This window comes from Rhizobium grahamii (genome assembly GCF_009498215.1).
GTDB lineage: Bacteria > Pseudomonadota > Alphaproteobacteria > Rhizobiales > Rhizobiaceae > Rhizobium > Rhizobium grahamii_A.
Genome location: NZ_CP043498.1, coordinates 1,294,211 through 1,321,010, shown reverse-complemented (window position 1 = coordinate 1,321,010; position 26,800 = coordinate 1,294,211). Strand labels below are relative to the sequence as shown.

The following is a 26,800-nucleotide window of genomic DNA, read 5'->3' as shown; positions in this document are numbered from 1 at the left end:
TCAGCGGTCCTTCGGGTCGAGTGCGTCACGCAGGCCGTCGCCGATGAAATTCAGCGAGAAGAGCGTTGCGACGAAGAAGATGGATGGAAAGATCAGCAGCCACGGCGCCGACTGGATGTTGTTCGCGCCCTCGGAGATCAGTGCACCCCAGCTGGTCAGCGGCGCCTGGACGCCAAGCCCCAGGAACGACAGGAAGCTTTCCAGAAGGATGACCTTCGGCACGACGACAGTGACAAAGACGATGACCGGGCCGATCGTGTTCGGAATAATGTGGCGGCGGATGATCTGCCAATCCGTCAAGCCGAGCGCCTGTGCTGCGCCGACAAACTCCCGGCGCTTCAACGCCAAGGTCTGTCCCCGCACGATACGGGCCATATCAAGCCATTCGACCGCGCCAATGACGAGGAATATGAGGATGAAGCTGCGGCCGAAGAAGACCACCAGGACGACGACGAGAAACACGAAGGGTAGCGAATAGAGAATTTCGACAAGCCGCATCATGACGTTGTCGATCCGACCACCGAGATAGCCGGACGTTGCGCCGTAAAACACACCGATTCCCAGCGAAACGAAGCTGGCAAGCAGACCGACGGCGATGGATATCTGCCCGCCAAGCATCACGCGCGCCAGCAGATCGCGGCCGTTCAAGTCCGTCCCGAACGGAAAATACTCTCGGTTGACCTTGCCTGTTATGACCAATGTGCGCCCGTCATTCTGCGTGGCGCCGACGCTGGTCTCACGAAACTCGTTCGCGCGGTCGAAATAGCGCGTGGCGCGTGGGTCGATGGGGTTTTCGGAGTTGACAGTGGCGGTGAACGCCTCGCCCTCGACCTTGAAGCTATCGAGCTTTACACGCGCCCGGGTCGCCACCCCTTCCGCGACGTCCTGCAACGCGGAAACGTCAGGGCGTGGCTTCAGGCTCGGTGGCACCGTCACATAGGATGAGAAGACCTGATCATAGGTGTGGGACACGAAGAGCGGCCCGACAAAGGCGAAAAGGCTGATCAGCACCATCATCACGCAACCCGCCATCGCGGCTCGATTGCGTCGGAAGCGAATGAGGGCCAGCTGGAACAGGCTGCGGCCGGCTTTGCCGGAAACGGCCTGCGATGAACCCGCGACATGATCAGTCATGACGGACCCTCGGATCGAGAAGGCCGTAGAGGATATCGACCATCAGATTGAAAATGATCACGAAAATGGCGACCAGGATGACCGTCCCCATAACCAGGGTGTAGTCGCGATTGAGGGCGCCAAGAACGAAGTAACGGCCGACGCCGGGGATCGTGAAGATCGTTTCCACAACAGCGGAACCGGTCAAAAGAGCCGCCGCGCATGGGGCAAGATAGGAAACCACCGGCAGCATGGCGCCGCGCATGGCATGGGTCACGACGACGACGCGCGCAGGCAATCCGTAAGCGCGGGCTGTGCGGATATGGTCGGCGTGAAGCGCTTCGATCATCGAACCGCGGGTCAATCGGGCAAAGACCGCGAGCTGCGGCAGCGCCAGCGCAATCATCGGCAGGATGAGAAAACGCAAGGATCCGTCTCCCCAGCCGCCGGCCGGAAGGAGCGATAGCGAGACTGCGAAGATAAGCGTCAGTACCGGACCGACGACGAAATTCGGCACGGTTGTTCCGATCGTCGCCAGCGACATGATCGAAAAATCGAAGGCACTGTTCTGCCTGAGGGCCGCGACCGTGCCCATCAGAACACCGCCGACAAGCGCCAGCAGCAGCGCGTAGAAGCCGAGTTCCATCGAATAAGGCAGGCCCTTGCCGATCAGTTCGGCGACGCTGTTGTCCTTATAGACATAGCTCGGACCGAAATCTCCGCGAACGGCATTGCCGATGTAGGTCGCGTACTGGCGCCACAGCGGCTGATCGAGCTGATACGTCCGCATCAGGTTCTCCATCGTCGCCGGGGGCAGCGGCCGCTCGAGATTGAACGGACCGCCAGGGGCGAACCGCATCAAGAAAAATGAAATCGTCACGACGATGAAAAGCGTCGGAACCGCGCTTGCGAGACGTCGCAAAACGAAGGCAATCATACCCGTCCTCCTGTGCAACGGCGCACGGGCTCTCGCTCGTGCGCCGTCTGCGCCAGTCTATTACTGGGAAACGCTCAGGAAACGGCTCAGGTGCTGATTGGCAGCATTGTCATGCCAGCCCTGCACGCGGCTCGAAACGAGCCAAAGGTCGGCCTGGGTCAGCAACGGCGCGACCGGCTGGTCGGCCATCAGATGCGTCTCAGCTTCGTGCAGTAGCTTCGAACGCGCAGCCGGGTCGGTCTCGGCATAGGATTTCGCCATCAAGGCGTCGAATTCCGGGCTTTCATAGTGACCGTAATTGAACGTCTTGTTGGTGCTGAGATTGAGCGCCAGGAAGTTCTCTGCATCCGCATAGTCGGCAACCCAGCCGGCGCGCGCGACGTTGAACTTGCCACCTTCCTGCAGGTAAGCGTAGTGCGAGGAGACGTCGAGGTTCACGAGCGAAACCTTCGCCTTGAAGGTGTTCTTCCACATGTCGGCAACGGCAGTGGCGACACGCTCGTGGTTCGGATTGGTGTTGTAGCGAATCTCGATGTTCAACGGCTTGCCGCCGTCACCGTAGCCCGCCTCCTTCATCAGTTCGATAGCCTTGTCCTCGCGATCAAGCTGCGAAACATCGGCGAAATCGGCCTTGGCCGGAGCGCCATAGGTATCGATACCGGGCGGAACGAGCGAATAGGCTGGGATCTGGGACCCGCTATAGATCTCCTTTGCCAGGAAATCGCGGTCGATCGCCATGGACAGGGCACGGCGCACGCGAACGTCGCTGTACGGCTCCTGGCGGCTGTCGAACGCGTAATAATAGGTAGCCAGCGTCGGCGAGACGTGCACCTGATCCGAATAGGAGCTGCGCAGGCGATCGATCTGGTCTGCCGAGAAGTTATAGACCAGATCCATTTCCTTCGCCTCGAAACGGCGAACGGATGCGGCCTGATCGTCGATCGGGTAGAAAACGACCTTGTCGAGCTTCACATTGGCCGCATCCCAATAGCTGGGGTTCTTCTCGACGACGAGGTTGTCGTTCGGAACGTGGCTCACAAGCTTGAATGCACCGTTCGAGACCATGACGCCGGGCTTCACGAAGTCGGCGCCGTTCTTCTCGACACTTGCCTTGGAAACCGGCAACGCCGTCTGATGCGCCAGAAGCTCGAGGAAGAACGGCGTCGGCCGCTCGACCTTGATCTCCAGCGTCTTTGCATCCACAGCCTTTACGCCGAGTTCCGCCGGCGCGAGCCCGCCCTTGTTCACCTTCTCCCCATTCTTGATCGGATAGAGGATGTTGGCATATTCGGCTGCAGTCTTCGGATCCTCGACGCGCTGGAACGAGAAGACGAAATCGTCAGCGGTTACAGGCGAACCGTCGGACCACTTCGCATCCTGGCGCAGCTTAAACGTGTAGGTGAGCGCATCATCGGACAACGTCCACGATTCGGCAGCGCCCGGCACGATCTTGCCGGATGCATCATAGATGGTCAGCCCCTCGTACAGATCCTTCAGAATGAACTCCTCGATATTGATCGAGGTATGCGCCTGGTCGAGCGTCTGAGGTTCGCCGGCATTGCCGCGATGAAGGACCGTTTCAGCCAAAGCGGGCGTGCTTCCGAGAAGGACGGCGCCGAGCAAAAAGGCGGTGTGAAGCTTGAGTATTCTGGATCCCATTTTTGTTTTCCCCTTTTGTTGTTCTACATAGAGTTGCCGGAGTGAAAGCCATAAAATTCGAGAAATCAAGGCATTTTGCGTACGGCATTCCCTCATACGGACGGCGGCGACGGGAATACAACCCTTGATCATCCTCGCAAGCGGCACTCCCTACATCTGTGTCGAAGATGGCGTCCAAGCAACTTTTCGCCAATTAAAAAGCTCTTGGCGCAATGTCCGTAATGCGGCGCCCGTACTTCTTTTCCGCTTATGAGAATTGCGCAGATTTGGCGCCATTGGCTTTCGTAGTATCGAGGTGACGAACGGGAAACACCAGCCAACGGTCAGCTCAACCTCTGGACGCTATTCCTGCACCGGTGGAAAACTGAGATCCCGCCCTCTTGGCTGACCGGTCAGATCCACGAACAAGGTTTCAAGCCATCACGCGACCACAAATTGGCAACGCGAATCTGAAAGCCCGGCGCGGAGGGACCGGCACCGGGCTTATTATTTCCAACCGACGATTTGAGGTCGATCACCGATTGGGCGACGCTACAGGAAAGCGCCGCTACGATTTCAATGGCGGAAACGCCAGATGGTTCCATGAACGAGGAAGCCCGGCGCTTGGGCTATGCGCCGGGCCTTTTTGGACCGTTGGGATGGGTTCCAACCAGTCCGCGCAACGTTCAAATGTGGGGCGTTGCAGATATGAAACGGATGCCCTGGCCAAAGGTTCCGGCGCGAGCGGACAGCACAATGATTCGTGGCTCCGCGACAGCGCCAGATATGACAGGCTGCAGCCCCTCGCCAAAGTGCAGCCCAGCGAAAGCACGGGTCCCAATCCGGTTGGTCGTATGTGGCAAACTGCGGCGTCGTCCTGCTTTAGGGCAAGCCCCGATGCGAGGTTTAGCAAAGCTTCTCATCGTGCGTTCACCCGCGGCACTTTATTCGAACGATGAGCGTAGGTTTTAGGCATGGGCGAGATCGGGAGACATGAAGCGCAGCCTGCAACAACCGCCGCAAGCCGGCATGTTTGCCGAACAGTGCTGGGAGCGGAATTTGACGCCCAAACAGAATTCAAATGAGATAAAATTCGTAGATAACAAACAGTGGCGGAAGAGGTGGGATTCGAACCCACGGTACGGTCTCCCGCACGCCGGTTTTCAAGACCGGTTCCTTAAACCACTCGGACACTCTTCCTGACCAGCAACTGCGCTCAACGCGGAGCAGCAGTCACGAATGACGTCAGGCTTTATAGTGACCCATGCGCGTCGTCAACAGCTGCCGTGGGTTGGCAACGACAGCTGTTGGAGTGAGCTTGACGCCGGATCAGTGAGCTGTGGTCTTTCTCGTCGCGAGAAGCAGAATGAAATCATCGGCGGCGTCGGCGATCGCCATCGCGACTTCCGCTGGAGCCCAGCCCTGTTGCTGAGCATCCTCAATGATGCGGTGCAGCGCGGGTTCGACCTCCGCGCGGCAATCCAGCAGGCGTTGATCATGGGCAGCGTGCTTATCGGCCGACTGAAGATTAATCATGACTGATACCCCTCATTTCCAGAGAGCTACCATGACATAGATTAAAGGTTGAGCAAGAGCTTGCTGAAATAAAGATTCATTTCAATGGGAGGTGCGCCATTTTGACTACACCCACGTGCTCGCGATCGAGCCCCAGAATCGGCACGCAAACGGCAAGAGCCTACAAAATTCAAAGAGATTGGCCTTCGAGGCTTCTTCGCATTTCGGCGTGTCACCTGTGCTTTCGCTGCATGCTGTTTGTTTGCAAGACTCTCGCGTCGTGATTACTCGACATAACGTCGAGTAATTTCATAAAATCCCCAAAAGGTTGCATTTCATGGAGAAGACTCGAGATAGGCTTATTTCTTACCGGTTAATACCGCACCGCAGCATTCGTGGCGCTGTTCTTGTGCGTCCCTTGCTGCAGTCGAGCGCGTGCCTATCTACTTGCGTACGGCTATGATTGCGGTGAAAGCCTGAGTATAGTCAGCACTCTGTACTGTCATCGCCGTGCCTTCATGCCGCATATTCTCGACATTGATGTCTCTTTCTTCGAAAAGGATATACATTATGGAAAGCGCAGGCGTAGGCTGGTTTGCAGCCATTATCATCGGCGGCATAGCGGGGTGGCTCGCCGAGAAATTCATGAACAGCAACATGGGTATTCTCATGAATATCCTGCTCGGCATTGTCGGCGCGATCATCGCCAACGCCATCCTCGCAGGATTTGGCGTGGCGCTCGGAGGCTGGATTGGCTATTTGATCGCGGGCTTCGTGGGCGCCTGCCTGCTGATTGCGCTCGGGCGCATCATACGACGTTAATTTTCCTGACGAATAAGGGCCGAGCGGATATCCGTTCGGCCCTTTCCAGTGCGACTCTTCAAATACTATCGGCGGCTCATCAGTCCGAACAAATAGGCTACGCCCGCCGTCACCGCGAGCGCGAAGATGGGCTCTTCACGAACCTTGTCACGCACGCGCTCCGTCATCACAGAGGCCTCGTCCGCAACAGCGGTCTTGGCGCCCTGCCCCAGCGCAACCACGCTTTCGGACAGCCGAGCAAGATCTTCACGCAACGCGGCGACCTGTGCCGAAAGGTCGTCTGCTGCGATTTCCGCCTTCACGCGCGCTGCTGTAGACTGGGTGGAGGCGGTTTTCAAATCGGCCATTGTCTGCTCCTCTTTGTTCGGGATGCTGTTCAACGTGGTAACCGCACCAAAGGTTCCGAAAGGCGGGCCATTTGTTGCGGCCGGGATGCCGGAGGCAACCGCTGATATAGCGCAGATGTTTTCACGCGATAACCCTTCATTTCCTCAAAGGTTTGTTCTAAGGAACGTCGATTGCTTTGCCCGAAAGCGGGCAAAAAGAATGCGAGGTTTGCGTTTCGATGTTCGATATTCTGCGAAGAGCCGCCCACACCTGGGTCGCCAAGCTCCTCATGCTGCTTCTGGTCGCCTCTTTCGGCATCTGGGGCGTTTCCCGTTCGTTGATCGATGGCGGCAGCAGCACGACTGTCGTAACGGTCGGTGATCAGCATGTCGACGTGAACGAGTTCCGCCTAGCCTATCAGCGGCAGGTCGCAAACCTCAGCCAGCAGTTCGGCATGCGCCTCACGCCCGATCAGGCGCGCGCGTTCGGCGTCGAGCAGCAGGTGCTGGCGCAGCTCGTTGCGGGCGCATCGCTCGACCAGCTGGCTGAAGACATGAAACTCGGCCTGTCGCAGGATCGCCTGGCAAAGCTGATCGGTGACGACCCGGCGTTCAAGGCCGTCAACGGCCAGTTCGACCGCTCACTGTTCACGTCGCGGCTGCGCAACGCCGGTATTCGCGAAGACGACTATATCAAGGAGCGCAGCAAGGTCGCGGTCCGGAGCCAGATCGTCGATGCGATCTCCAACGGCTTCACCGCACCAAAAACGCTCGTAGACGCGCTGAAGCTCTATCGCCAGGAAAGCCGTGGCGTCGACTATCTGCTGCTGACGAACGCCAACATCGAGCCGATCAAGGCGCCTGCTGACGACGTCCTGAACAAATGGTTCGAAGGTGCAAAGCCCCGCTATCGCGCCCCTGAGTATCGCAAGGTCGCGTATCTCAAGCTTCAGCCGGAAGACATCGCCGATGCGGGATCGGTTACCGACGACCAGATCCGCGAAGAGTTCGACAAGCACAAGGACAACTACCGCACGCCGGAAACGCGCACGATCGAGCAGCTGACCTTCCAGAACAAGGATCTGGCGAACGCCGCATCGAATGCGCTGAAGGTCGGGACGACGTTCGACCAGTTGGTTACGGATCAGGGCAAGACTGCCGCCGACGTGATGCTCGGAGAGTTCTCCAAGGACAAGGTTCCGGATCAGGCCATCGCGGAAGCCGCGTTCGCCGTCAGCAAGAATGGTGGTACGACACCGGTCGTCGAGGGTACGTTCGGTCCGGTGATCGTACGGATCAGCAACATCAAGCCGGAAAGCACAAAGACGCTCGATGAAGTCAAGGACGACATTCGCAAGCAGCTCGCGGTCTCGAACGCCTCGCAAGAGTTGATCAACGTCCATGACCAGATCGAGGACCTGCGCAGTTCCGGTTCCACGCTGGAGCAGATCGCCGACCAGCTGAAGCTCAAGGCTGTTGTCATCGATGCTGTGGATTCGGCAGGGCTCGACAAGAGCGGCAACGAGGTGAAGGATATTCCGTCGACGCAGCAAGTGCTTGCCGCCGCCTTCCGCGCGGAAGCCGGTGCAGATGTCCCGTCTCTGTCCATCGGAACCGATGGCTACCTGTGGTTCGACGCCCGCGACATCACGCCTGAACGCGATCGTCCGCTTGCCGAAGTCCACGACAAGGCTGTCGCCGACTGGACTGCCGAACAGCAGAAGGCAGAACTCGCCAAGAAGGCCGAGGAACTGAAGCAGCAGGCCCAGAAGGGTACCTCGCTTGCCGATATCGCGGCTCCGCTCGGGATTTCCGTCGAGACCAAGAGCGGCATCACGCGCGGTTCCGACGATCCGGTTCTCGGAAGCGGCGGCGTCAATGCGGCGTTCACCGGCCCCGTCGATACCATTGCCAATGCTGTCGGCGCCGATCCGACGACGCAGATTTTGCTGAAGGTTACGGAAGTGAACACCGAGCCGACAGGCGACGTGCTTGCCAACCAGGACCAGCAGATCACGGCTATGGCAAACGCCGCCGGCGATGACATCCTCGATCAGATGGTCAACCTGCTGCAGACGCAGTATGGCGCCACGGTCAACCAGGCACTCGCGGAACAGGCATCTGTCCGCTAAGGGAGAGCGCAACGCATGAGCGATCTGAAACCGCTTCTGGCGAAGGCCGCGAGCCGCGAACCGTTGACGCGTGAGGAGGCCCGGCAGGCGTTCGACATTCTGATGTCGGGCCAGGCTACGCCTTCGCAGATCGGCGGCTTCCTGATGGCCCTGCGGGTTCGCGGCGAGACGGTCGACGAGATTGTCGGCGCCGTGACGACGATGCGCTCGAAGATGCTCACCGTCGAAGCGCCTGATGATGCCATCGACATCGTCGGGACCGGCGGCGATGCAAGCGGGACCTACAACATCTCGACGCTCGCCGCCCTGATCGTGGCAGGCGCCGGGGTGCCCGTGGCGAAGCACGGCAATCGCGCGCTGAGCTCGAAGTCGGGCGCGGCCGATAGTCTGGCCGCCCTCGGTGTAAAGCTCGATGTCACACCTGAGATCATTTCCCGGTGCATCCATGAAGCCGGCGTCGGTTTCATGTTCGCACAGCAACACCATTCCGCCATGCGCCATGTCGGCCCTTCTCGCGTCGAGCTTGGCACGCGGACCATCTTCAACCTGCTCGGTCCGCTGTCCAATCCGGCCGGCGTCCGGCGGCAGTTGCTCGGGGTCTATGCGCCGCAATGGGTCGTGCCGATCGCGGAAGTCATGCGGGATCTGGGCTCAGAGAGCGTCTGGGTCGTTCATGGCGACGGCCTTGATGAAATCACGACGACCGGAACAACAAGCGTTGCCGCCCTCGAGAACGGCAAGATCAGAACGTTCGAGCTGTCGCCAGCCGATTTCGGCGTGGAGCAATGCCAGCTCAACGCCATCAGGGGTGGCGATGGCGTGGTCAATGCGGCTGCTCTGCGTGATGTTCTCGGCGGGGCGCGAAACGCCTATCGCGATATCGCTCTCGCCAACGCGGCCGCGTCGCTGGTCATTTCCGGCGAGACGGAACTGCTGAGCGACGGGATGCGACTTGCCACACAGTCGCTAGACAGCGGTGCGACGGCCGCGGCCCTCGACAAACTAATCGCCGTGTCGAATGACATCGACTAGGATGAACCCATGACCGATATTCTCAAGAAGATCGAACTCTACAAGCGCGAGGAAATCGCCGCTGCGAAGTCCAAGGTGACGCTGGCTGATCTCAAGGCGATACAGGCCGGGCAGTCCGCACCGCGCGGATTCTACCGGTCGCTGGTCGCAAAGCGCGACGCCGGGAAGTATGGCCTGATCGCGGAGATCAAGAAGGCCAGCCCGTCGAAAGGGTTGATCCGGCCGGATTTCGATCCGCCGTCCCTGGCTTCCGCCTATGAACTTGGTGGCGCAGCCTGTCTGTCTGTTCTGACCGATACACCGAGCTTCCTGGGCGCGCCCGAATTTCTAACGGCCGCACGCGAAGCCTGCTCCCTGCCCGCGCTTCGTAAGGACTTCATGTTCGACACCTATCAGGTCCAGGAAGCCCGCGCCTGGGGCGCCGACTGCATTCTCCTGATCATGGCCTCGCTGTCGGACGACGATGCGCAACGCCTCGAGGACGAAGCCTTCGACCTCGGGATGGATGTGCTTATCGAAGTTCACGATGCCGAGGAGATGGAGCGAGCACTGAAGCTCAGTTCTCCGATGATTGGCATCAACAACCGAAACCTCCGGACGTTCGAAGTAAGCCTTAGCGTCAGTGAAGCGCTTGCCGCGATGGTTCCCGAAGAGCGCCTGCTGGTCGGTGAAAGCGGTATCTTTACCCATGCCGATTGTCAGCGGCTGCAGAATGTCGGCATCAATACCTTCCTCGTCGGGGAAAGCCTGATGCGCCAAGATGACGTTACGGCGGCGACGCGTGGCCTGCTGTTTGGTGACGCGGCCCAGGCGGCAGAGTAGCCATGAGCGACAATGGCGGACTGACGCATATCGACTCGTCCGGTCAGGCTCACATGGTCGACGTTGGAGCGAAGGCCGATAGCGTTCGGGTCGCGACGGCAGAGGGGCACGTGACCATGGCCGAGGCGACCCTGGAGCTTATCCGCCAGGGTAATGCCAAGAAGGGCGACGTTATCGGCACGGCTCGTCTAGCCGGCATCATGGCTGCGAAGCAGACGAGCAATCTCATTCCGCTTTGCCATCCGCTGATGCTGACGAAGGTTTCGGTCGAGATTACCGAAGATCCGGCGCTACCGGGACTGCGCGTTGAAGCCACAGCCAAGCTGACCGGCAAGACCGGCGTCGAGATGGAAGCACTCACGGCCGTCTCGGTCGCATGCCTCACCATATACGACATGGCGAAGGCTGCCGACAGAACGATGGAGATCAGCGGCATCCGGCTCCTTGAGAAGTCAGGCGGAAAATCCGGCGACTTTCGACATCCGGAGCACAGTAAATGAGCCTCCTGCCCGTCTCCGATGCTCTGGAGCGTTTGCTTTCGCGTGCCTTGCCGGTCGATGGACGCGAGTCCGTTCCGCTGGCAGAGGCTGACGGGCGTGTTCTTGCGACCGACGTATCGGCGCGTCTGACGCAACCGCCATTCGACGCCTCGGCGATGGACGGATATGCGCTGCGAAGCGCCGACGCGCTGCAGCCGGGCGCTAAGCTGACTGTGATTGGCACCTCGTCGGCCGGCCACGCCTTCGAAGGCGCGATCAGCGAAAGCCAGGCGGTGCGCATCTTCACCGGCGCTCCGGTTCCTGATGGTGCCGACAGTGTGCTGCTTCAGGAGGATGCCCTTCGTGTGAGCGACGAGATAGAGACGACCTATCCGGTCCGTCACAACCAGCATGTACGGCCGAAGGGCCAGGATTTTCTTGATGGCGAGACGGTGCTGAAGGCCGGCACCGTCCTCGATTTCTCTCGCCTGACCGTTGCCGCCGGAATGAACCATGCGACGCTTGACGTATGGCGCAAACCCTTGATCGCGCTGCTTGCGACAGGAGACGAGCTGCTTGCGCCCGGTAGCGTGCCGGGGCCGGCGCAGATCATCGCCTCGAGCACGTTCGGTATTGCAGCGTTGGCACGCAAGGCTGGTGCTCAGGTTCTCAACCTCGGGATAGTGCCCGATGATCGGGCCGCCATCAGTGCCGCGGTCGCAAGAGCGCAGCAGGCGAAGGCCGATGTCATCGTGACGCTCGGCGGCGCGTCGGTTGGGGATCACGACCTCGTCCAGTCGACGCTTCTCTCTGTCGGAATGGAGCTTGATTTCTGGCGGATCGCAATGCGTCCCGGCAAGCCGCTCATGGTTGGCAGCCTTGGTGCCACGCATGTGCTTGGCCTGCCGGGGAACCCGGTGTCCAGTCTGGTGTGCGGCCTGCTCTTTCTTGAGCCGCTGATCCGCAAGCTCGCCGCCCTGCCCGCTGTTGCGCGTGATACGACAGCAGAAACCACGGTAGCGCTCCGCGCGAATGATCACCGCCAGGATTACGTCCGCGCACGGCTTCACCGCACCGCCTCCGGAAAGCTTACGGTCGAGCCTTTCGGCAAGCAGGATTCATCAATGATGAAGATCTTTGCCCAGTCGGATTGCCTGGTCGTGCGTCCGCCGCATGCGCCTGAACTGCCGGTTGGTGGTCAATGCCCGATCATCATGCTTCGGGACCTCGTCTAGCCGAAACCGCTGCCTGCCTGGCGGTGTCGGGCGAAATAGCAAACACCCCAGCCCGACATTCATCCCCCATCGACCCGCCGAAGTCCGGAACGGTATATTCGGCGAGGAGTGTCAGTTGATCGGCGGGAAGAGGCCGGCGAAACGGGTCGCCGATCAGGACATCAATGCCTGCGGCCCGGCTTTTTACCAGAAACGGCAAGACATCCGCAGCGACGTCAGGATCGTAGAACACGTCGCCCGCGAGGATGATGTCGACCGCCGGCGGCACCATTGGCAAACCATCCGCCAGAAGTAGGACCTCGACTGCCACACCATTCGCCACGGCGTTGAGGCGGATCGCCGTTGCGGCATTCGAGTCGATCTCGGCGGCAGCCACGGTAACAGCACCGCATTTCGCGGCAGCTATGGCGACAAGGCCGGAACCCGCCCCAAGATCGAGAACGCGCCGGCCGGAAACAATGTGAGGATATTTCAGGATATGCTGTGCCAGCACCGTCCCACCGGCCCAGCTGTACGCCCAGTATGGGGGGCTGGCATCGGCGGCATGTCCCTGCAGCCGTGAGAGGCGACTGCCGGGATGCGCCGTGTAGAGACGGATGTCAGGCGATGCCGGTGACGGCTCGAGCCGCAGATTGGTTGTGATGAAGGAAGCAATGTCCATCAAACAACGCCCACGTCTCGACCGCTACCGATGGGATCTCAGCCCTTTTTCTTTGCGAATTTCGGCTTGCCGCCCTTCGGCGGCTTTCCATCGAATTTCGGCTTGTCCTGGAACTTCGCGGCGCCTTCAGGCTTCGACTTTCCGGGCTTCTTGCTCCAGGGCTTCGTATCGCGTTCTGCGGCAGCACCCTCGGGCTTGCCCTTCTTGAAGTCGCCGCGCGGACGATCGTCGCGGAATTCGCGGCGATTGTCGAAGCTCTTCTTGCCCTCGTAGGGCTTCGGAGTTGCCGGGCGGCTGAAATCCGGAACGCCATTCAGCCGTGCGACGCGGATGCCCTTCTCCATGGTCTTGTTCGGACCGGTTGCGTGCAGGAAAGCCTCGGCATTGTCAGCCGCGATCTCCACGAACGTCTCGTCCTGCTGCATCTTGATGGCGCCGATTTCACGCTTTGTGAGACTACCATGCCGGCAGATCATCGGGATGAGCCAGCGCGGCTCAGCATTCTGCTTGCGGCCGACAGACAGCGAGAACCAGACGCTCGGACCGAATTCGCCACGCGGGGTCTTCTCGCTACGCTCGCGCGGAGCATCGGAATTGGCGCGGGGGCGGCGACTGTTGTCCTGAACGTTGACCTCGATCAGATCCTCGGGCGCAGACTGGTTCGCGCGATAGAGATTGACGAAAGCGCTTGCGAGCTTTTCGGCACCGTGCGTCGCCAGCAGGCGGTCGATAAGACCCTTCTCTTCTTCCCGCGCAGGTTCCTGGAACACCGGGTTCGCAAGCAGGCGCTCCTCGTCACGTTCGGAGACATCCTCGGCAGACGGCGGCCGTGCCCATTCAGCGCTAAGGCCGGCATTGTCGAGCAAGCGCTCGGCCTTGCGACGAGCGTTGAGCGGCACGATCAGCGCGCTGACACCCTTGCGCCCGGCGCGGCCGGTACGTCCGCTGCGATGAAGCAAGGTTTCAGGATTGGTCGGGAGGTCTGCATGAATGACGAGGTCCAGGCCCGGCAGGTCGATACCGCGTGCAGCAACGTCGGTCGCGATGCAGACACGCGCCCGGCCGTCGCGCATTGCCTGCAATGCATGGCTGCGCTCGTTCTGTGTTAGCTCCCCTGAAAGGGCAACGACATTGAAATTGCGATTGTGGAAGCGCGCTGTCAGATGATTGACCGCTGCACGGGTAGAGCAGAAGACAATGGCTGTCGTCGCCTCGTAGTATCGGAGAACGTTGATGATCGCATTTTCGCGGTCACTCGGCGCAACGACGAGCGCCCGGTACTCGATGTCACCGTGCTGCTTTTCTTCCGCAGCCATGGTGATGCGAACCGCATTGCGCTGGTAGCTTTTTGCAAGCTTAGCGATCGCTGCAGGCACCGTCGCCGAGAACATCAGCGTGCGCCGGTCATCCGGTGATTCTTCCAGGATGAATTCGAGATCTTCGCGGAAACCGAGATCGAGCATCTCGTCGGCTTCATCGAGCACGACGGCCTTCAAGGCGGACATGTTCAGGGCTTTGCGACGGATATGGTCGCACAGGCGTCCCGGGGTGCCGACGACGATGTGGGCTCCACGCTCGAGCGCCCGGCGCTCGTTGCGGATGTCCATGCCGCCAACGCAGCTGACGATCACGGCGCCCGTCATCTCGTAGAGCCATTCCAGCTCTCGCTTGACCTGGAGCGCGAGTTCGCGCGTCGGCGCGATTACCAGCGCAAGTGGCGCGGCTGCCGAGGGGAATCGATCGGAATCACCAAGCAGTGTCGGCGCCAGCGCAAGGCCGAACGCAACCGTCTTGCCCGAACCCGTCTGGGCCGAAACGAGCGCGTCGGCGACGGCCAGCTCGGGGTCAAGCATGGCATTCTGAACGGGTGTGAGCTCGGCGTAACCGCGTTTCGCCAACGCCTTGGCGATCGCCGGAACGACGCCGTTAAAATCTGTCATCTGTCTGTCTTTCGGAGTTTTCAGGCGCATGGGACGCCAGTGCCAGATCTTGCCGGCAGAAAAGTTGTGCCGTTCCTACTTGGTCACGCGCCAAATGTCAAAGCGGATGTCCGCTCCACAACCACACATCGATTTCTTCGGTCCTTCCGCGGATCGACGCGGATATCGGGTCCTGCAATCGACCGGAGCGAAAAACAACGGCGCTGCCGCCTGCGGCTTCGACGATGGCGTTGCTCGCGGCAAGTTCGGCGCGGTTCGCGGCTGCTACTTCCATCAGACGGCTGGCGACATTGACAGTGTCTCCGGTTGCCGTGATCTGCTGCCGATCGCCGGTTCCTAGCCTCGACGCAACGACCGGGCCACAATGCGCACCGACCTTGAAGCCGGACTTGCGGCCGGACAGCGTGGGGTGCGCTGAAAGCCACTGCCGAAGACGCTCGCAGAGCATGATTGCACAGGCTGCCGCGCGCGCTGCGTCGTCAGCGGAAGGGCGCGGCAGGCCGAACAGGATCATGGCACCATCGCCCATGAAGCTTGTGATCGCGCCCCTGTGCGAGCGCGCCACCTCGTCCACCAGTTCAAAGAAGCCGCTTAGCAGCTCACGGACATCCGTAACGCCGATCGCTTCGCTCAGTGCGGTAAAGCCCGAGAGATCGACGAAGACAACTGATGCCTCCTGGCGAACCGGCTTCGAAAGGAACGACGGATCGCGGGCTAGCCATCCCCCATTCCCGGCGCTTCGATACGCTGCAGCAGTTCGCTCTGCGCCGCAAAATGGATTGCACGCCGACGATCGAACCAAAGCTCCAACGCACCGAACAAGAGAAGCGGCGGCAAAGTCGCCGCGATCGGAAGCGCTGCGCTGAACCAGTAACCGTAGTCGAATGCCAGCAGGTTTATCCCGACCCATAGCACGACGATCGCGGCGATAGCGGCATAACCCGGCGCGCTCCTTCGCCATGCGAGCAACAGGATCAGCGATATCGGCAGCGCAAGAGCAATCACGCCGTCGGTTGCCCGCGTGTTGCGATCCCGCACCATGTTGTCGCCGACGATCAGATGATTGATCGCCGTCGACATCACCTCGACGCCGGGCAATATCGGATCGAACGGCGTCGGGAAAACGTCTCCACCGCCCGTGACTGTCGATCCGATGACGACAACTTTTCCGGTCACGGCATCCGAAGACAGCTTTCCGTCGAAGACATCAGCGGCGCTGAAGGTCGCGATCGTTCCCCGTGGTCCATAGAACGTCAACGGCAGGCGTTGCCCTCCGTCTGTTGGCAGGTGTCGCTCACCCAAGGCGAGCTCGCCGGGCTCAAACGCCGGATTGACGCCGACCGACAAGGACGCCGCCAGCAGCGAAAAAGACGGGTACACCCGATCCGAAGCCCGTGAGATCAGGGGAACATAGCGGGGCGTCCCGGCATCATCTGTCGAGACGTTCACGACGCCGACGGCGGCGACGTCGGAGAACCGTGCGAGCGGCAACAGGATCTTGTCGGCAACGGGGATGCCGGCAAGCGGATCGCCTGCGTCGGATGTCACCATCTGGGTACTCTTCGAAAATATGCCGGCCGCGGCGATGACACTTGGCGTCTCCGTCAGGGCTGCGACAAGGGCGGCGTCGCCCTCTTCCGGGCCAGGATCGACCAGCAGGAGATCCAGCGCGATGACCTTCGGCTTCATCTTGCCTATGGCATCGACGAGCTCGGCAAGTTTTACCCGGGAAAGCGGATAGCCCTCAGCTTCCGCGGTGCGATCGTCGATTGCGATGATACTGACGATCGGTCGCGGTTGGCGCGCCCCCAGCATCGTACTCCGCAGGTCGGTCAGCGATGCCTCGATGCGGTCGAGGAAGCTAAGCTTGCCTGCGATATGCAACGAGCTAAGCGATCCGGCCCAGAGGACGGCAACGACGAGGGAAATGGCGACGAGTAGCCGTTTGGCGTGCATCGGCGGCTATTGGCCGAGACGCGCCAGCAAGGCCGCTGCGCGTGCCTGTGGCCAGCGACGGACAGTCAGCGCATCGCCTCCTCGCGTTACGTCAACACCCTCACCCACGGAGAGCACGACGCGCCTGCCCGAGGAAGGTCGCCCGACGGCGACCCGCCCTCGCACAACGAAGACGGAGGTCGTTCCATTCTTGACGTCGACGGCCCAGCGCGTGCCCCGGACAGCGGCGATTGCCTGCGGCGTCACCACCTCAAATCCGCCTCGGCGCTTGGCGCTGTCGACATCCACCAGCACCGCCTTGTTTCGCAGGGATACGGCATCGGGCCTGCCATCGCGGTCTCGGTCGATGACATTGAACCGGGCGCCGCCCTCGGCAGTAATCGTCGCGCCATCGCAGCGCATGATCTGCCGCGACGTCCCAGCAACACGCTCCATCGTGCAGCCTGGCACCTGAGCGAGGGCGATATCGTCCGCAAGCAGACTCACTCCGCTGGATGCGACGACAGCCAAAAGCATTCGGGAGATAAAATGCATATCCGTCACCTCCGTCAGAACCACGATCGTATCGCTGCCTATCTATGTCGATTGCTGAAGCACGCATAGGGAAACGTCAACGGATATCAGGAGCGATCTACAGTTTAAGCGTCGTCTCTATCGCCGGACCGGTGTAGCGCGCCCTCGGGCGGATGAGGTGGCCGCTCTCCACCTGCTCTATCGCGTGGGCGAGCCAACCGACCGACCGCGCGAGTGCGAAGATTACAAGCGGCGCGTTCTCCGGGAGGTTGAAGGCTGCTGACATGGCCGTCAGGGCAAAATCCACATTCACCCCTTCCCCAACGAGTTCCTCTCCCGTCGCTGCAAGTTCCGCATAACTTTCCGGCACTGTGAATTGGGACAATAGCGACTTGGCCCGGATGTCTCCATCCGGATACAAGGGATGGCCGAACGCCGCGAGCGACCGGCCCTCGGTCAATGCCTGGCGCACGGCTAGCCCGGCACCAAAAGCCTTTACCTCCTCGATAAACGACAAAACGCCCTGCCACGCGCCGCCGTGCAGCGGCCCCGTCAACGTCGCAAGGCCTGACAGTACCGCAGCGGAAAGGGTCGCGCCCGACGATGCCGTGACCCGGGTCGCAAAGGTCGACGCGTTCAGTTCGTGATCGGCAAGAAGAACCAGCGCACGCCGGATGCAATCGGTAGCGTCCGACCTATGCCAGCTTATCGCGAGCCGCTGGTGCAATGGCAGGCTTGCCGATCCCGGAGCAAGAGCGCTTGCGACAGTCGAGAGGATATCCTGCGCCTCGATTTTCAGGACCCTGAGCGACCGACCCAGTGTGGGTAGGTCGCGTAGTGCGCGCTGCCCCAGCAGCAAGAAAGCCTGATCGAGCGATGGCACGCCTTCCGAAGGCGCGGCGGGCGCGGCCCAACATCGGCAGAGTTCCATAGGAGGGCTGCCGTCTCCTCCAGCGATGCGCGCTCGGCCCATAGAGCCGCATCGCGCCCCCGATAGTAGAGCCGACCATCGACGATCGTGGAGATGGCTGAGGGCAGAACGGGATCGCCCCACTGGATCGTATCCGCCGCAACCGTCTCGATCCTGCGCCGGCCCGCATTGCGTTCCGCAAGCCGCTGGACATCGGCGGCGTTGTAGAGGCTTCGCCTGACATCCGCGACGTCAGGCTTGGCGCGAATGCGACCACGGCTCACATTTGCATAGAGGGTCTGCGGCTTCGTGCCGAGTTTTTCGAGCGCCTGCTCTGCCGTCAGCCACACGATCGCACCTCATACATTGATCTATTTCGTCAAGATTGACGTCAATCAATCTAGGCTCGATCCTTTTGAGCGTAAAGGAGAAACACCATGAAAAACGGCTTGGAAGATGTCATCGCGGCTGAAACGCTGCTCTCGGATGTCGACGGCGAAGCTGGTCGCCTGATCATTCGCGGCATCTCACTCGATGAACTTGCGTCAACGGCAACCTATGAAAGCGTTGCCACTCTCTTGCTCGATGGCTTGATGGAGCGCCCGGTCACCGAGACGGAATTGCGCCAGCAACTCGGCTTCATGCGCACTCAACTCTTCGCTCACGTGCGGTCGCTCGATGCGGATCTGCTCGCGCTGCCGCCTGTCGATGCATTGCGTGCCCTCATCGCTCGTCTGGCGGATGGCGAGGATTTCGACGCTGCCCTGAGACTGCTGGCGGCCCCAGCCGTCTTCCTGCCGGCAATCCTCCGTCTGCAGGCTGGTCGCGAGCCGACCGAGCCAGACGCGACGCTGTCGCAATCGGCTGACATCCTGCGGATGCTCACCGGACGGCGACCAAGCGCGGAACAGACGTCCGCACTCGACGCCTACCTGGTGACGATCTCGGATCACGGACTGAACGCCTCGACCTTCGCCTCCCGCGTTATCGCCTCGACGCGCGCCGGACTTACCTCGTCGGTGCTCGCCGCGATCAGCGCCCTCAAAGGGCCGCTGCATGGTGGGGCGCCCGGCCCCGTGCTGGATATGCTTGACGCGATCGGCAGTGGGGAAAACGCACGCGACTGGCTGACACAGGCATTGGATCGAGGCGAACGTCTCATGGGCTTTGGCCACCGTATCTACAGGGTCCGTGATCCCCGCGCAGACGCGTTGAAACAGGCTCTGCGCCCGCTCGTGTCGGCCGGTCAGGTTGATCGAAAGCGGATCGCGCTCGCAGAATCGGTCGAGCAGGCGGCCGTGGCGATCCTCCGCGAACGCAAACCAGACCGGCCGCTCGACGTCAATGTCGAGTTCTACACTGCATTGCTACTCGATGCGCTAGGCTTCCCGCGCGAGTCCTTCACCGGCGTCTTCGCAATCGGGCGGACGATCGGGTGGATCGCCCATGCCCGCGAACAGGCGTTGGAGGGTCGATTGATCCGCCCTCGATCGGTCTATGTCGGTCCGTTGCCACGCGCGGCCTGAGGGTTTCCAAATAGAGACCCGGCGAGGGATCGCCGGGTTGCCGTTTCACTCCTCAGCCTGAAAACCCATTGCCCCTTCATGATTGATTTTCGTCAGCCACCAGGTGAGGCTCAGGCAATGCCGAGAAACAGCGCGAGGGAACGTGTCACCGAAATCATCGCCTCGTCACCCAACCGGCCGACGTGCTGACCAATTCGCTCGCGCCTGACGGTCATCGTCTTATCGATCATGATCTGGGAAGGTTTCTGTAGACCATTTCCCGAGTCCGGATGGATCGTTATTCGCAACAGCGGTGCATCGACAAGCGTTCCAGAAATCAAGACAAGCGTGACTGTTTCGGTCGCGTCGAAACTATCGGACTGGATGACAAGCGCCGGGCGGGGTTTGCCGAAGTCGCCCGACAGGGCGACAGTCACCAGATCGCCGCGCCTCATTCGTCAGCATCATCCATGTCGGCAATTGCCGCGTCCATAAAAGGATGAAGGCCTACGTCTGCAGCATCCGCTTTTGCAACCACTGCCGACTGCCGGCGGCACTCTTCCAGGAATCCCGGGCGGCGTGTGTCGGGGACCCATATTTGCACGGGCCGCAAGCCGGAGGCCCTGAGACTGTCTCGTCTCTTCTTCACGCGAGCCTTGACGTCAGATTGCATTGCCGCCTCCTTGTTACATGTAACATGGGGGCGGCAATCGATATTGTCAAATTGACCGAAGACCTTCGATCAGACCAGGCGGCTCTGCTCGGTTGCCGCTTCGATGAAGCTTGCAAAGAGCGGGTGCGGATCGAGCGGCCGGCTCTTCAGTTCCGGATGGTACTGCACACCGATGAACCAGGGATGATCCGGGTATTCCACGGTCTCCGGCAGAACGCCATCCGGCGACATGCCCGAGAAAACAAGGCCGCAGTTTTCAAGACGGTCCTTGTAGTCGACGTTGACTTCATACCGGTGGCGATGACGCTCCGAAATGTCGGTCGAACCGTAGATGTCGGAGATCTTCGTCCCCTTCTTCAGGGCTGCCTTGTAGGCGCCGAGACGCATGGTGCCGCCGAGGTCACCCGCAGCGTTGCGCTTCTGCAGCTCGTTGCCCTTCACCCATTCGGTCATCAGACCGACGACCGGCTCATCGGTCTTGCCGAACTCGGTCGATGAGGCCTTTTCGATGCCGGCGAGGTTGCGGGCCGCTTCCACGACAGCCATCTGCATGCCGAAGCAGATGCCGAAATACGGCACGTTACGTTCGCGGGCGAACTGGGCCGCGAGGATCTTGCCTTCAGAACCACGTTCGCCGAAGCCGCCAGGCACGAGGATGCCGTGCACCTTTTCGAGATAAGGCGCCGGATCTTCCTTTTCGAAGACTTCCGATTCGATCCACTCGAGGTTGACCTTGACGCGGTTGGCGATGCCGCCGTGATGCAGTGCCTCGATCAGCGACTTGTAGGCATCCTTTAGGCCGGTGTACTTGCCAACGATCGCGATCGTCACTTCGCCCTCAGGCGTGCGGATGCGATTGCAGACCTCTTCCCAGGAATCGAGACGCGGCTTCGGAGCCGGCTCGATGCCAAAGGCGGCCAGAACTTCGTTGTCGAGGCCTTCCTTGTGGTAGGCGATCGGCACGTCGTAGATATTGCCGACGTCGAGCGCCTGGATGACCGCAGACGGACGGACGTTGCAGAACAGCGAGAGCTTGCGACGTTCGGCTTCCGGAATTTCGCGATCAGCGCGCACCAGCAGGATGTCGGGATGAATGCCGAGTGCCTGCAGTTCCTTGACGGAGTGCTGAGTCGGCTTGGTCTTGAGCTCGCCGGCCGCCGGAATATAGGGCATCAGCGTCAGGTGGACGTAGATCGCCGTGCCGCGCGGCAGGTCATTGCCGAGCTGGCGGATCGCTTCCATGAACGGCATCGCCTCGATATCGCCGACCGTGCCACCGATTTCGCAGATGACGAAATCGTAGTCGTCATTGCCCTCGATAACGAAATCCTTGATCTCGTTGGTGACGTGGGGAATGACCTGGACGGTCGCGCCGAGGTAGTCGCCGCGGCGTTCCTTGTCGATGATGTTCTTGTAGATGCGGCCGGTGGTGATGTTGTCGGTCTTGGTCGCCGAACGCCCCGTGAAGCGTTCGTAGTGGCCGAGATCGAGATCGGTTTCCGCGCCGTCGTCGGTGACGAAGACTTCGCCGTGCTGGGTCGGGCTCATAGTGCCCGGATCCACGTTCAGATAGGGGTCTAGTTTGCGGAGCCGCACCCGATAACCACGGGCCTGCAGCAACGCTCCGAGAGCCGCGGCCGCAATTCCTTTACCGAGAGAGGAAACCACGCCGCCAGTGATGAATACGTATCGCGCCATGGGAGTCACCGGATACCTTTTCAAAAACGATTCCACCAGCCCAAAAATTCTTTTTCAGAATTTTTGGTGCCAGCGTGGAATCTGAACAAAAGAAAACCGGCAGACCCGAGGGCCTGCCGGCGGTTTATTCTAGCTGCCGCTTACTGTCCGCTTGGGACGGTGGCGGGTGCCGGAGCGGCAGGCGTTGTGGCCTGCGGTGCTGCCGGAGCAGTTTGAGTGGACGGAGCCGTTTCGGCAGGTGCCGATGCAGCCGGAGCCGCGGGGGCGGTTGCCGCCGGAGCAGCAGGTGCTGCCGGAGCCGTCGCCGCAGGAGCCGGAGCAGCTTCGCCGCCGGTCGGTACGCCATTGTTGCTCTGTGGTGCCGCCGGAGCCGGAGCGGCGTTGCCGTTCTGGCCGCCCAGCGAATCAAGGATGCCGTTACCCTGCCCGCCTGTTGCCGGGATACGGTTCAGGATATCCGTCGGACGGCTTTCATAGCGCGTCAGAATACCGAGAGCGAGCGACGTGATGAAGAACAGCGTCGCCAGGATTGCGGTCGTCCGCGTCAGGGCGTTGGCTGTGCCGCGGGCAGACATGAAGCCCGAACCGCCGCCAATACCGAGGCCGCCGCCTTCCGAGCGCTGGATAAGCACGACGCCGACAAGCGCCAGCACGATCATAAGATGGATAACAATCAAAACGGTTTGCATGGGTCCAGTCCTGCCCACGCGAACGGCGGGCACAAAGCAAAATTCTGGCGCTCTTTACATGAGGTAATCCGCTATTCCAAGCCCTTCGGCTCGGAATATACACGCCTCTAAGCAAGCAACGCGTCGTATGCGCCGTAGATGGCGAGGAAATCGGTGGCTTTCAAGCTTGCGCCGCCAATCAGCGCGCCGTCGACGTTCGCGACGCCCATCAGCTCCTTCGCGTTGCTTGGCTTGACGGAGCCGCCATAGAGGATGCGCATCTTCTTGCCCGCGTCGCCGAAGCGCGCAACGAGTTCGGAGCGCATGAAGGCATGTGCCTTCTCGACATCTTCGACAGTCGGCGTGAGACCGGTGCCGATCGCCCATACGGGCTCGTAGGCGATAACAGTATTCTCAGGCGTCGCGCTGTCTGGCACGGAGGCTGACAGCTGGCGCTTGATGATATCAAGGGTCTGGCCCGCCTTGCGCTCGTCGGCTGTTTCGCCGATGCAGACGATCGCCGTCAGTTCAGCGGCGAAGGCAGCTTCTGCCTTGGCGCGAACCAGATGATCGGTCTCGGCATGGTCGGTGCGACGCTCGGAATGCCCGACAATCACGTAGGTCCCAAAGCAATCTGCGATCATTTCGGCGGAGATGTCGCCGGTATGGGCGCCGGACGGGTTTTGGTGGCAATCCTGCGCGCCAATCGCGAGCGGGCTGTCTGTGCAAAGTGCTGTCGCGACATAGAGCAGCGTCGCCGGCGGGCAGATCAGCGCTTCAACCTTCGCAGAAAGCGGGCCTTCGACCCCTGCGGCAATCGCCTTGATCTGGTCGAGGGAGGCACGTGTGCCGTTCATTTTCCAGTTTCCCGCCACGAGCGGACGCACATCAGGTGTCATGCCAGCCTTCCCAAACTTTCAAGTACCGAGCGGGCCTTAGCAAAAGCAGCCGTCGATGAAAAGGTTACGTACCCTTACGTGAGGGAAATATCGGCCTTTTGTCGCGCAAATGCTTAAAATTCGAGGCCGATGTTGCTGAAAATCGTGCAGCTGGCCATCACGACCCCAAAATCCAGTTCAGCGTCCGGCGCCAGTCGATCATACGGATCGGCGTCCCGTGATTGCCGGTCTGGTAAAGCGTTAAATGGGTCGGATAGCCTGTTTTCAGAAGCTTTTCGAAGAGCGCCTGCTGATCAGCGGCCGCGTAGACGGGATCGCGGCTGCCATGCGCGAACCAGATCGGAAGCTTTGCCTTGAAGAACGGGCTTTTGGCGAAATCCGGATCGGTGACGCCGCTCATGATCACCATTCCCCTCAGCCGTTTCACGCTGTCCGCATCACGGCTGACGCCCCAGCATATCTGGCTTCCCATCGATGCACAGGCGAGGACGACGGCCTTGCCGGGAGCCTGAGCCGAAGCGTAGCGGATCAGCCCCTCGATTGCCGTCACGCCATCGCTGTCGAAGCTCTTCACCGACGGCGAATAATAGACGCCTCCGTTGCCCGCGACGAGGTTTTTCAGCCGATTGAAGTTTCCGCCGAAGGTGTAGTCGTTCGCGCCGAGGCGCCGGTCGCCGTTCCGGCCGTGGATGAAAATGACCGTAAACGCCGCTCCATTCGCAGGCCCCACCCTGGTGACATCGAGCTTCTGAGTGTCGAGCTGCAAGGTTTCATCCTGCTGCTGTTTCTTCACGCCGAGGGAGACGTATTTCTGCTGCGCGCGCTTTTCCGGGATCTGATCGCGACCATTGATGTCGCGCATCTCGTTGTAGTCGATGATGTCGAACGCACCGTCGCTCGACGTCTGCAACACCGTCTGCGCGGAGAAAAGATCATCCTTGAAGGGCGGCAAATCGGCTGTGGCGCCTGCTCCGGCGCCAATCACCAGAAAAAAGGCCGCAATTGCAGTGACAATTGTGCAATGACTTGTGGACATTCGCATGCGCATGGTTCCCTGATGTGTCTGGGCGCTTGCCATTCCGCGCCCTTCAACGCAAACCATTTCTGAATAAATCCGCCTGAGCGGCGGCGTCGCGTGTGAAAGTGCTTTCTGGCACAATCTCTCTGATTCGTAAGCGTGACATCAAAAGCGGTGAATTTGGGTCAGGCCCGATCGATGGCCGCCCCACAAACGATAAAGTTCTGAACGGCTCATGGACGATAGCAACGATCTCTTTTCCGGAATGCCTTCGACTTCCAGGCGCGAAGATGCGCCGAAGGCGGAACCAGCGACAAAGACCGTCGCGGAAATAGCCCCTGCCCCGGCGGCACCGGTGCGCGCGCCGGCGACAACCGAAGACTACGGCGCATCATCGATCCGGGTTCTTGAAGGCCTGGAGCCGGTGCGCATGCGCCCGGGCATGTATATCGGCGGCACGGACGAAAAGGCGCTTCATCACCTGTTCGCCGAAGTCATCGACAATTCGATGGACGAAGCCGTCGCCGGCCATGCGAACTTCATCGAAGTTCATCTCGACATCCACGGCTACCTGACGGTCACCGACAACGGACGCGGCATTCCGGTCGAGAACCATCCGCAGGTTCCCGGAAAATCGACGCTCGAAGTCATCATGACGAAGCTGCACGCGGGCGGCAAATTCGACGGCAAGGCATATGAGACGTCCGGCGGTCTGCACGGCGTCGGTGTTTCCGTCGTCAACGCCCTCTCCGACGTGCTCGAAGTCGAAGTGGCCCGAAACCGCAAGCTCTATCGCCAGCGCTTCTCCCGCGGCATTCCGCAGGGCGGCCTCGAAGACCTCGGTGACGTCCACAACCGTCGCGGCACTCGCGTCCGCTTCCATCCGGATCCGCAGATCTTCGGCGATCACGCCAAGTTCGATGCCGGCCGGGTGTTCCGCATGGCGCGCTCCAAGGCCTATCTGTTCGGCGGCGTCGAAATCCGCTGGAGCTGCGACCCGGGTATCGTGCCCGAGGGTGGCGAAATTCCTGACAAGGCGGTCTTCCACTTCCCCGGCGGCCTGAAGGACTATCTGCAGGCGACGATGGGCAAGGAGTTCACTGTCACCCGCGAGATCTTCGCCGGAAAGACGGAGAAGACCAGCGGCCACGGTTCGCTCGAATGGGCGATCACCTGGTACGGCGGCGATCCGCAGGTTCACTCCTACTGCAACACTATCCCGACGCCTGAAGGCGGCACGCATGAGGCCGGCCTCCGCATCGCGCTAACCAAAGGCCTCAAAGCCTATGGCGAACTGACGCAGAACAAGCGCGCGGCGCAGATCACCACGGACGACGTGATGATCTCGGCCGTCGGCATGCTCTCGGTCTTCATCCGCGAGCCCGAATTCGTCGGCCAGACGAAGGACAAGCTTGCGACCGTCGAAGCGCAGCGTATCGTCGAAAACGCGCTGCGCGATCCCTTCGACCACTATCTCGCTGACAATCCGAACGAGACGGCCAAGCTGCTCGATTGGGTGATCGAGCGTGCGGAAGAGCGTCTGCGCCGCCGCAAGGAAAAGGAAGTCAGCCGCAAGACCGCCGTGCGGAAGCTGCGACTGCCGGGCAAGCTCGCTGATTGCGCTCAGAACACGGCACAGGGCGCCGAACTGTTCATCGTCGAAGGCGATTCGGCAGGTGGTTCCGCCAAGCAGGCAAGAAACCGCGCGAACCAAGCAATCCTTCCGCTCCGCGGCAAGATCCTCAACGTCGCCAGTGCCGGCCGCGAGAAGCTTGGCGCCAACCAGCAGCTCACCGATCTCGGCCAGGCACTCGGTTGTGGTACCCGCTCGAAATATCGCGAGGAAGATCTTCGCTACGAACGCGTCATCGTCATGACCGATGCCGACGTCGACGGTGCTCACATCGCATCGCTGCTGATTACATTCTTCTATCAGGAGATGCCGGAGCTCATCCGCGGTGGACATCTCTTCCTTGCCGTTCCACCGCTCTACAAGATCACGCAGGGCGCTAAGTCCATCTACGCTCGCGACGACGCGCATCGCGCAGAGCTGATGGAGACGGAGTTCAAAGGCAAGGCGAAGGTTGAAGTCAGCCGGTTCAAAGGTCTCGGTGAAATGCTGCCGGCGCAGCTGAAAGAAACCACGATGGACCCGAGCAAGCGTACGCTGCTTCGGGTGCTGATTGACGAGGTGGATTTCGAGGGAACGCGGACGGCAGTCGACGATCTGATGGGAACGAAGCCGGAAGCACGCTTCCGCTTCATTCAGGATCGGGCCGCCTTCGCGGAAAATCTCGACATCTGAGGC

22 protein-coding genes, 1 tRNA gene and 2 pseudogenes are annotated in these 26,800 nt (G+C 60.7%); 9 read left to right on the top strand and 16 right to left on the bottom strand.

The window, feature by feature from the left end:
* The 4 genes from FZ934_RS06595 to FZ934_RS06580 all read right to left on the bottom strand — a co-directional run bounded on the left by FZ934_RS06595 (position 1) and on the right by FZ934_RS06580 (position 4,888).
* Positions 1-1,134 (bottom strand): ABC transporter permease, encoded by a 1,134-nt coding sequence (locus FZ934_RS06595; protein WP_153270410.1) that lies wholly within the window; start codon positions 1,132-1,134, stop codon positions 1-3.
* Positions 1,127-2,050: an oligopeptide ABC transporter permease OppB gene (oppB, locus tag FZ934_RS06590; protein WP_056819356.1), complete on the bottom strand. Its 924-nt coding sequence runs from the start codon at positions 2,048-2,050 to the stop codon at positions 1,127-1,129. The genes FZ934_RS06595 and oppB overlap by 8 nt, the downstream gene beginning before the upstream one ends.
* Before the next feature lie 60 nt (positions 2,051-2,110).
* Positions 2,111-3,709, bottom strand: a complete 1,599-nt coding sequence (locus FZ934_RS06585) for a peptide ABC transporter substrate-binding protein (RefSeq protein ID WP_113362967.1) — start codon at positions 3,707-3,709, stop codon at positions 2,111-2,113.
* Between the two features lie 1,089 nt (positions 3,710-4,798).
* Positions 4,799-4,888 (bottom strand) — tRNA-Ser (locus tag FZ934_RS06580).
* A 39-nt stretch (positions 4,889-4,927) separates the two neighbouring features.
* Between FZ934_RS06580 and FZ934_RS28640 the strand changes: the two genes are divergently transcribed.
* Positions 4,928-5,230, top strand: a complete 303-nt coding sequence (locus FZ934_RS28640; RefSeq protein WP_153270409.1) for a hypothetical protein — start codon at positions 4,928-4,930, stop codon at positions 5,228-5,230.
* Positions 5,231-5,773: 543 nt separating this feature from the next.
* Entirely contained in the window at positions 5,774-6,025 is a 252-nt protein-coding gene (locus tag FZ934_RS06570) for a GlsB/YeaQ/YmgE family stress response membrane protein (RefSeq protein WP_056819363.1), read from the top strand.
* Between the two features lie 65 nt (positions 6,026-6,090).
* Here FZ934_RS06570 and FZ934_RS06565 read toward each other — a convergent pair whose 3' ends face one another.
* Positions 6,091-6,372: a hypothetical protein gene (locus tag FZ934_RS06565; RefSeq protein ID WP_153270408.1), complete on the bottom strand. Its 282-nt coding sequence runs from the start codon at positions 6,370-6,372 to the stop codon at positions 6,091-6,093.
* A 218-nt stretch (positions 6,373-6,590) separates the two neighbouring features.
* Here FZ934_RS06565 and FZ934_RS06560 point away from each other — a divergent pair, with 218 nt between their 5' ends.
* The 5 genes from FZ934_RS06560 to FZ934_RS06540 are packed head-to-tail and all read left to right on the top strand — an operon-like array spanning position 6,591 to position 12,051.
* The gene (locus tag FZ934_RS06560) at positions 6,591-8,483 is read left to right on the top strand and encodes a peptidylprolyl isomerase (protein ID WP_153270407.1); all 1,893 of its coding nucleotides are present in this window, start codon (positions 6,591-6,593) and stop codon (positions 8,481-8,483) included.
* A gap of 15 nt (positions 8,484-8,498) precedes the next feature.
* Positions 8,499-9,515, top strand: a complete 1,017-nt coding sequence (gene trpD / locus FZ934_RS06555) for an anthranilate phosphoribosyltransferase (RefSeq protein WP_153270406.1) — start codon at positions 8,499-8,501, stop codon at positions 9,513-9,515.
* 9 nt (positions 9,516-9,524) lie between these two features.
* Positions 9,525-10,337, top strand: a complete 813-nt coding sequence (gene trpC, locus FZ934_RS06550) for an indole-3-glycerol phosphate synthase TrpC (RefSeq protein WP_153270405.1) — start codon at positions 9,525-9,527, stop codon at positions 10,335-10,337.
* 2 nt (positions 10,338-10,339) lie between these two features.
* A complete protein-coding gene (gene moaC / locus FZ934_RS06545; RefSeq protein WP_153270404.1) occupies positions 10,340-10,837 on the top strand; it encodes a cyclic pyranopterin monophosphate synthase MoaC in 498 nt (165 codons plus the stop codon).
* On the top strand, positions 10,834-12,051 hold the full coding sequence (locus tag FZ934_RS06540) for a molybdopterin molybdotransferase MoeA (RefSeq protein ID WP_153270403.1): 1,218 nt from the start codon (positions 10,834-10,836) through the stop codon (positions 12,049-12,051). Before moaC ends, FZ934_RS06540 begins: the two co-directional genes overlap by 4 nt.
* Here FZ934_RS06540 and FZ934_RS06535 read toward each other — a convergent pair.
* The 5 genes and pseudogenes from FZ934_RS06535 to FZ934_RS06515 all read right to left on the bottom strand — a co-directional run bounded on the left by FZ934_RS06535 (position 12,029) and on the right by FZ934_RS06515 (position 18,384).
* Positions 12,029-12,712, bottom strand: coding sequence for a class I SAM-dependent methyltransferase (locus FZ934_RS06535; RefSeq protein ID WP_153270402.1), 684 nt, complete (start codon positions 12,710-12,712; stop codon positions 12,029-12,031). The genes FZ934_RS06540 and FZ934_RS06535 overlap by 23 nt on opposite strands.
* 38 nt (positions 12,713-12,750) lie before the next feature.
* Positions 12,751-14,652 (bottom strand): DEAD/DEAH box helicase, encoded by a 1,902-nt coding sequence (locus tag FZ934_RS06530; protein ID WP_153270401.1) that lies wholly within the window; start codon positions 14,650-14,652, stop codon positions 12,751-12,753.
* A 97-nt stretch (positions 14,653-14,749) separates the two neighbouring features.
* Positions 14,750-16,608 (bottom strand): annotated as a pseudogene (locus FZ934_RS06525) (CHASE2 domain-containing protein).
* 6 nt (positions 16,609-16,614) lie between these two features.
* Positions 16,615-17,142: a FecR domain-containing protein gene (locus FZ934_RS06520; RefSeq protein ID WP_153270400.1), complete on the bottom strand. Its 528-nt coding sequence runs from the start codon at positions 17,140-17,142 to the stop codon at positions 16,615-16,617.
* A gap of 97 nt (positions 17,143-17,239) precedes the next feature.
* Positions 17,240-18,384: pseudogene (locus FZ934_RS06515) on the bottom strand (citrate synthase).
* An 84-nt stretch (positions 18,385-18,468) separates the two neighbouring features.
* On the opposite strand from FZ934_RS06515, the gene FZ934_RS06510 reads away from it, so the two are divergent.
* Complete coding sequence (locus FZ934_RS06510; protein ID WP_153270399.1) at positions 18,469-19,557, top strand: citrate synthase/methylcitrate synthase; 1,089 nt, start codon at positions 18,469-18,471, stop codon at positions 19,555-19,557.
* Positions 19,558-19,667: 110 nt separating this feature from the next.
* Here FZ934_RS06510 and FZ934_RS06505 read toward each other — a convergent pair whose 3' ends face one another.
* The 6 genes from FZ934_RS06505 to FZ934_RS06480 all read right to left on the bottom strand — a co-directional run bounded on the left by FZ934_RS06505 (position 19,668) and on the right by FZ934_RS06480 (position 24,516).
* Positions 19,668-19,991 carry a type II toxin-antitoxin system PemK/MazF family toxin gene (locus FZ934_RS06505; protein WP_153270398.1) on the bottom strand — a complete coding sequence of 108 codons (324 nt, stop codon included), beginning with the start codon at positions 19,989-19,991 and terminating at the stop codon, positions 19,668-19,670.
* The gene (locus FZ934_RS06500) at positions 19,988-20,209 is read right to left on the bottom strand and encodes an antitoxin MazE family protein (protein ID WP_153270397.1); all 222 of its coding nucleotides are present in this window, start codon (positions 20,207-20,209) and stop codon (positions 19,988-19,990) included. The genes FZ934_RS06505 and FZ934_RS06500 overlap by 4 nt, the downstream gene beginning before the upstream one ends.
* Positions 20,210-20,278: 69 nt before the next feature.
* Entirely contained in the window at positions 20,279-21,907 is a 1,629-nt protein-coding gene (locus tag FZ934_RS06495) for a CTP synthase (RefSeq protein ID WP_153270396.1), read from the bottom strand.
* Positions 21,908-22,047: 140 nt separating this feature from the next.
* Positions 22,048-22,596 (bottom strand): preprotein translocase subunit SecG, encoded by a 549-nt coding sequence (gene secG, locus FZ934_RS06490; RefSeq protein WP_113362982.1) that lies wholly within the window; start codon positions 22,594-22,596, stop codon positions 22,048-22,050.
* A 107-nt stretch (positions 22,597-22,703) separates the two neighbouring features.
* On the bottom strand, positions 22,704-23,474 hold the full coding sequence (gene tpiA, locus FZ934_RS06485) for a triose-phosphate isomerase (RefSeq protein WP_153270395.1): 771 nt from the start codon (positions 23,472-23,474) through the stop codon (positions 22,704-22,706).
* Between the two features lie 157 nt (positions 23,475-23,631).
* Positions 23,632-24,516: an alpha/beta hydrolase gene (locus FZ934_RS06480; protein WP_153270394.1), complete on the bottom strand. Its 885-nt coding sequence runs from the start codon at positions 24,514-24,516 to the stop codon at positions 23,632-23,634.
* A gap of 211 nt (positions 24,517-24,727) precedes the next feature.
* Here FZ934_RS06480 and parE point away from each other — a divergent pair, with 211 nt between their 5' ends.
* Complete coding sequence (gene parE / locus FZ934_RS06475) at positions 24,728-26,797, top strand: DNA topoisomerase IV subunit B (protein ID WP_153270393.1); 2,070 nt, start codon at positions 24,728-24,730, stop codon at positions 26,795-26,797.
* The last annotated feature ends 3 nt before the right edge of the window (positions 26,798-26,800 follow it).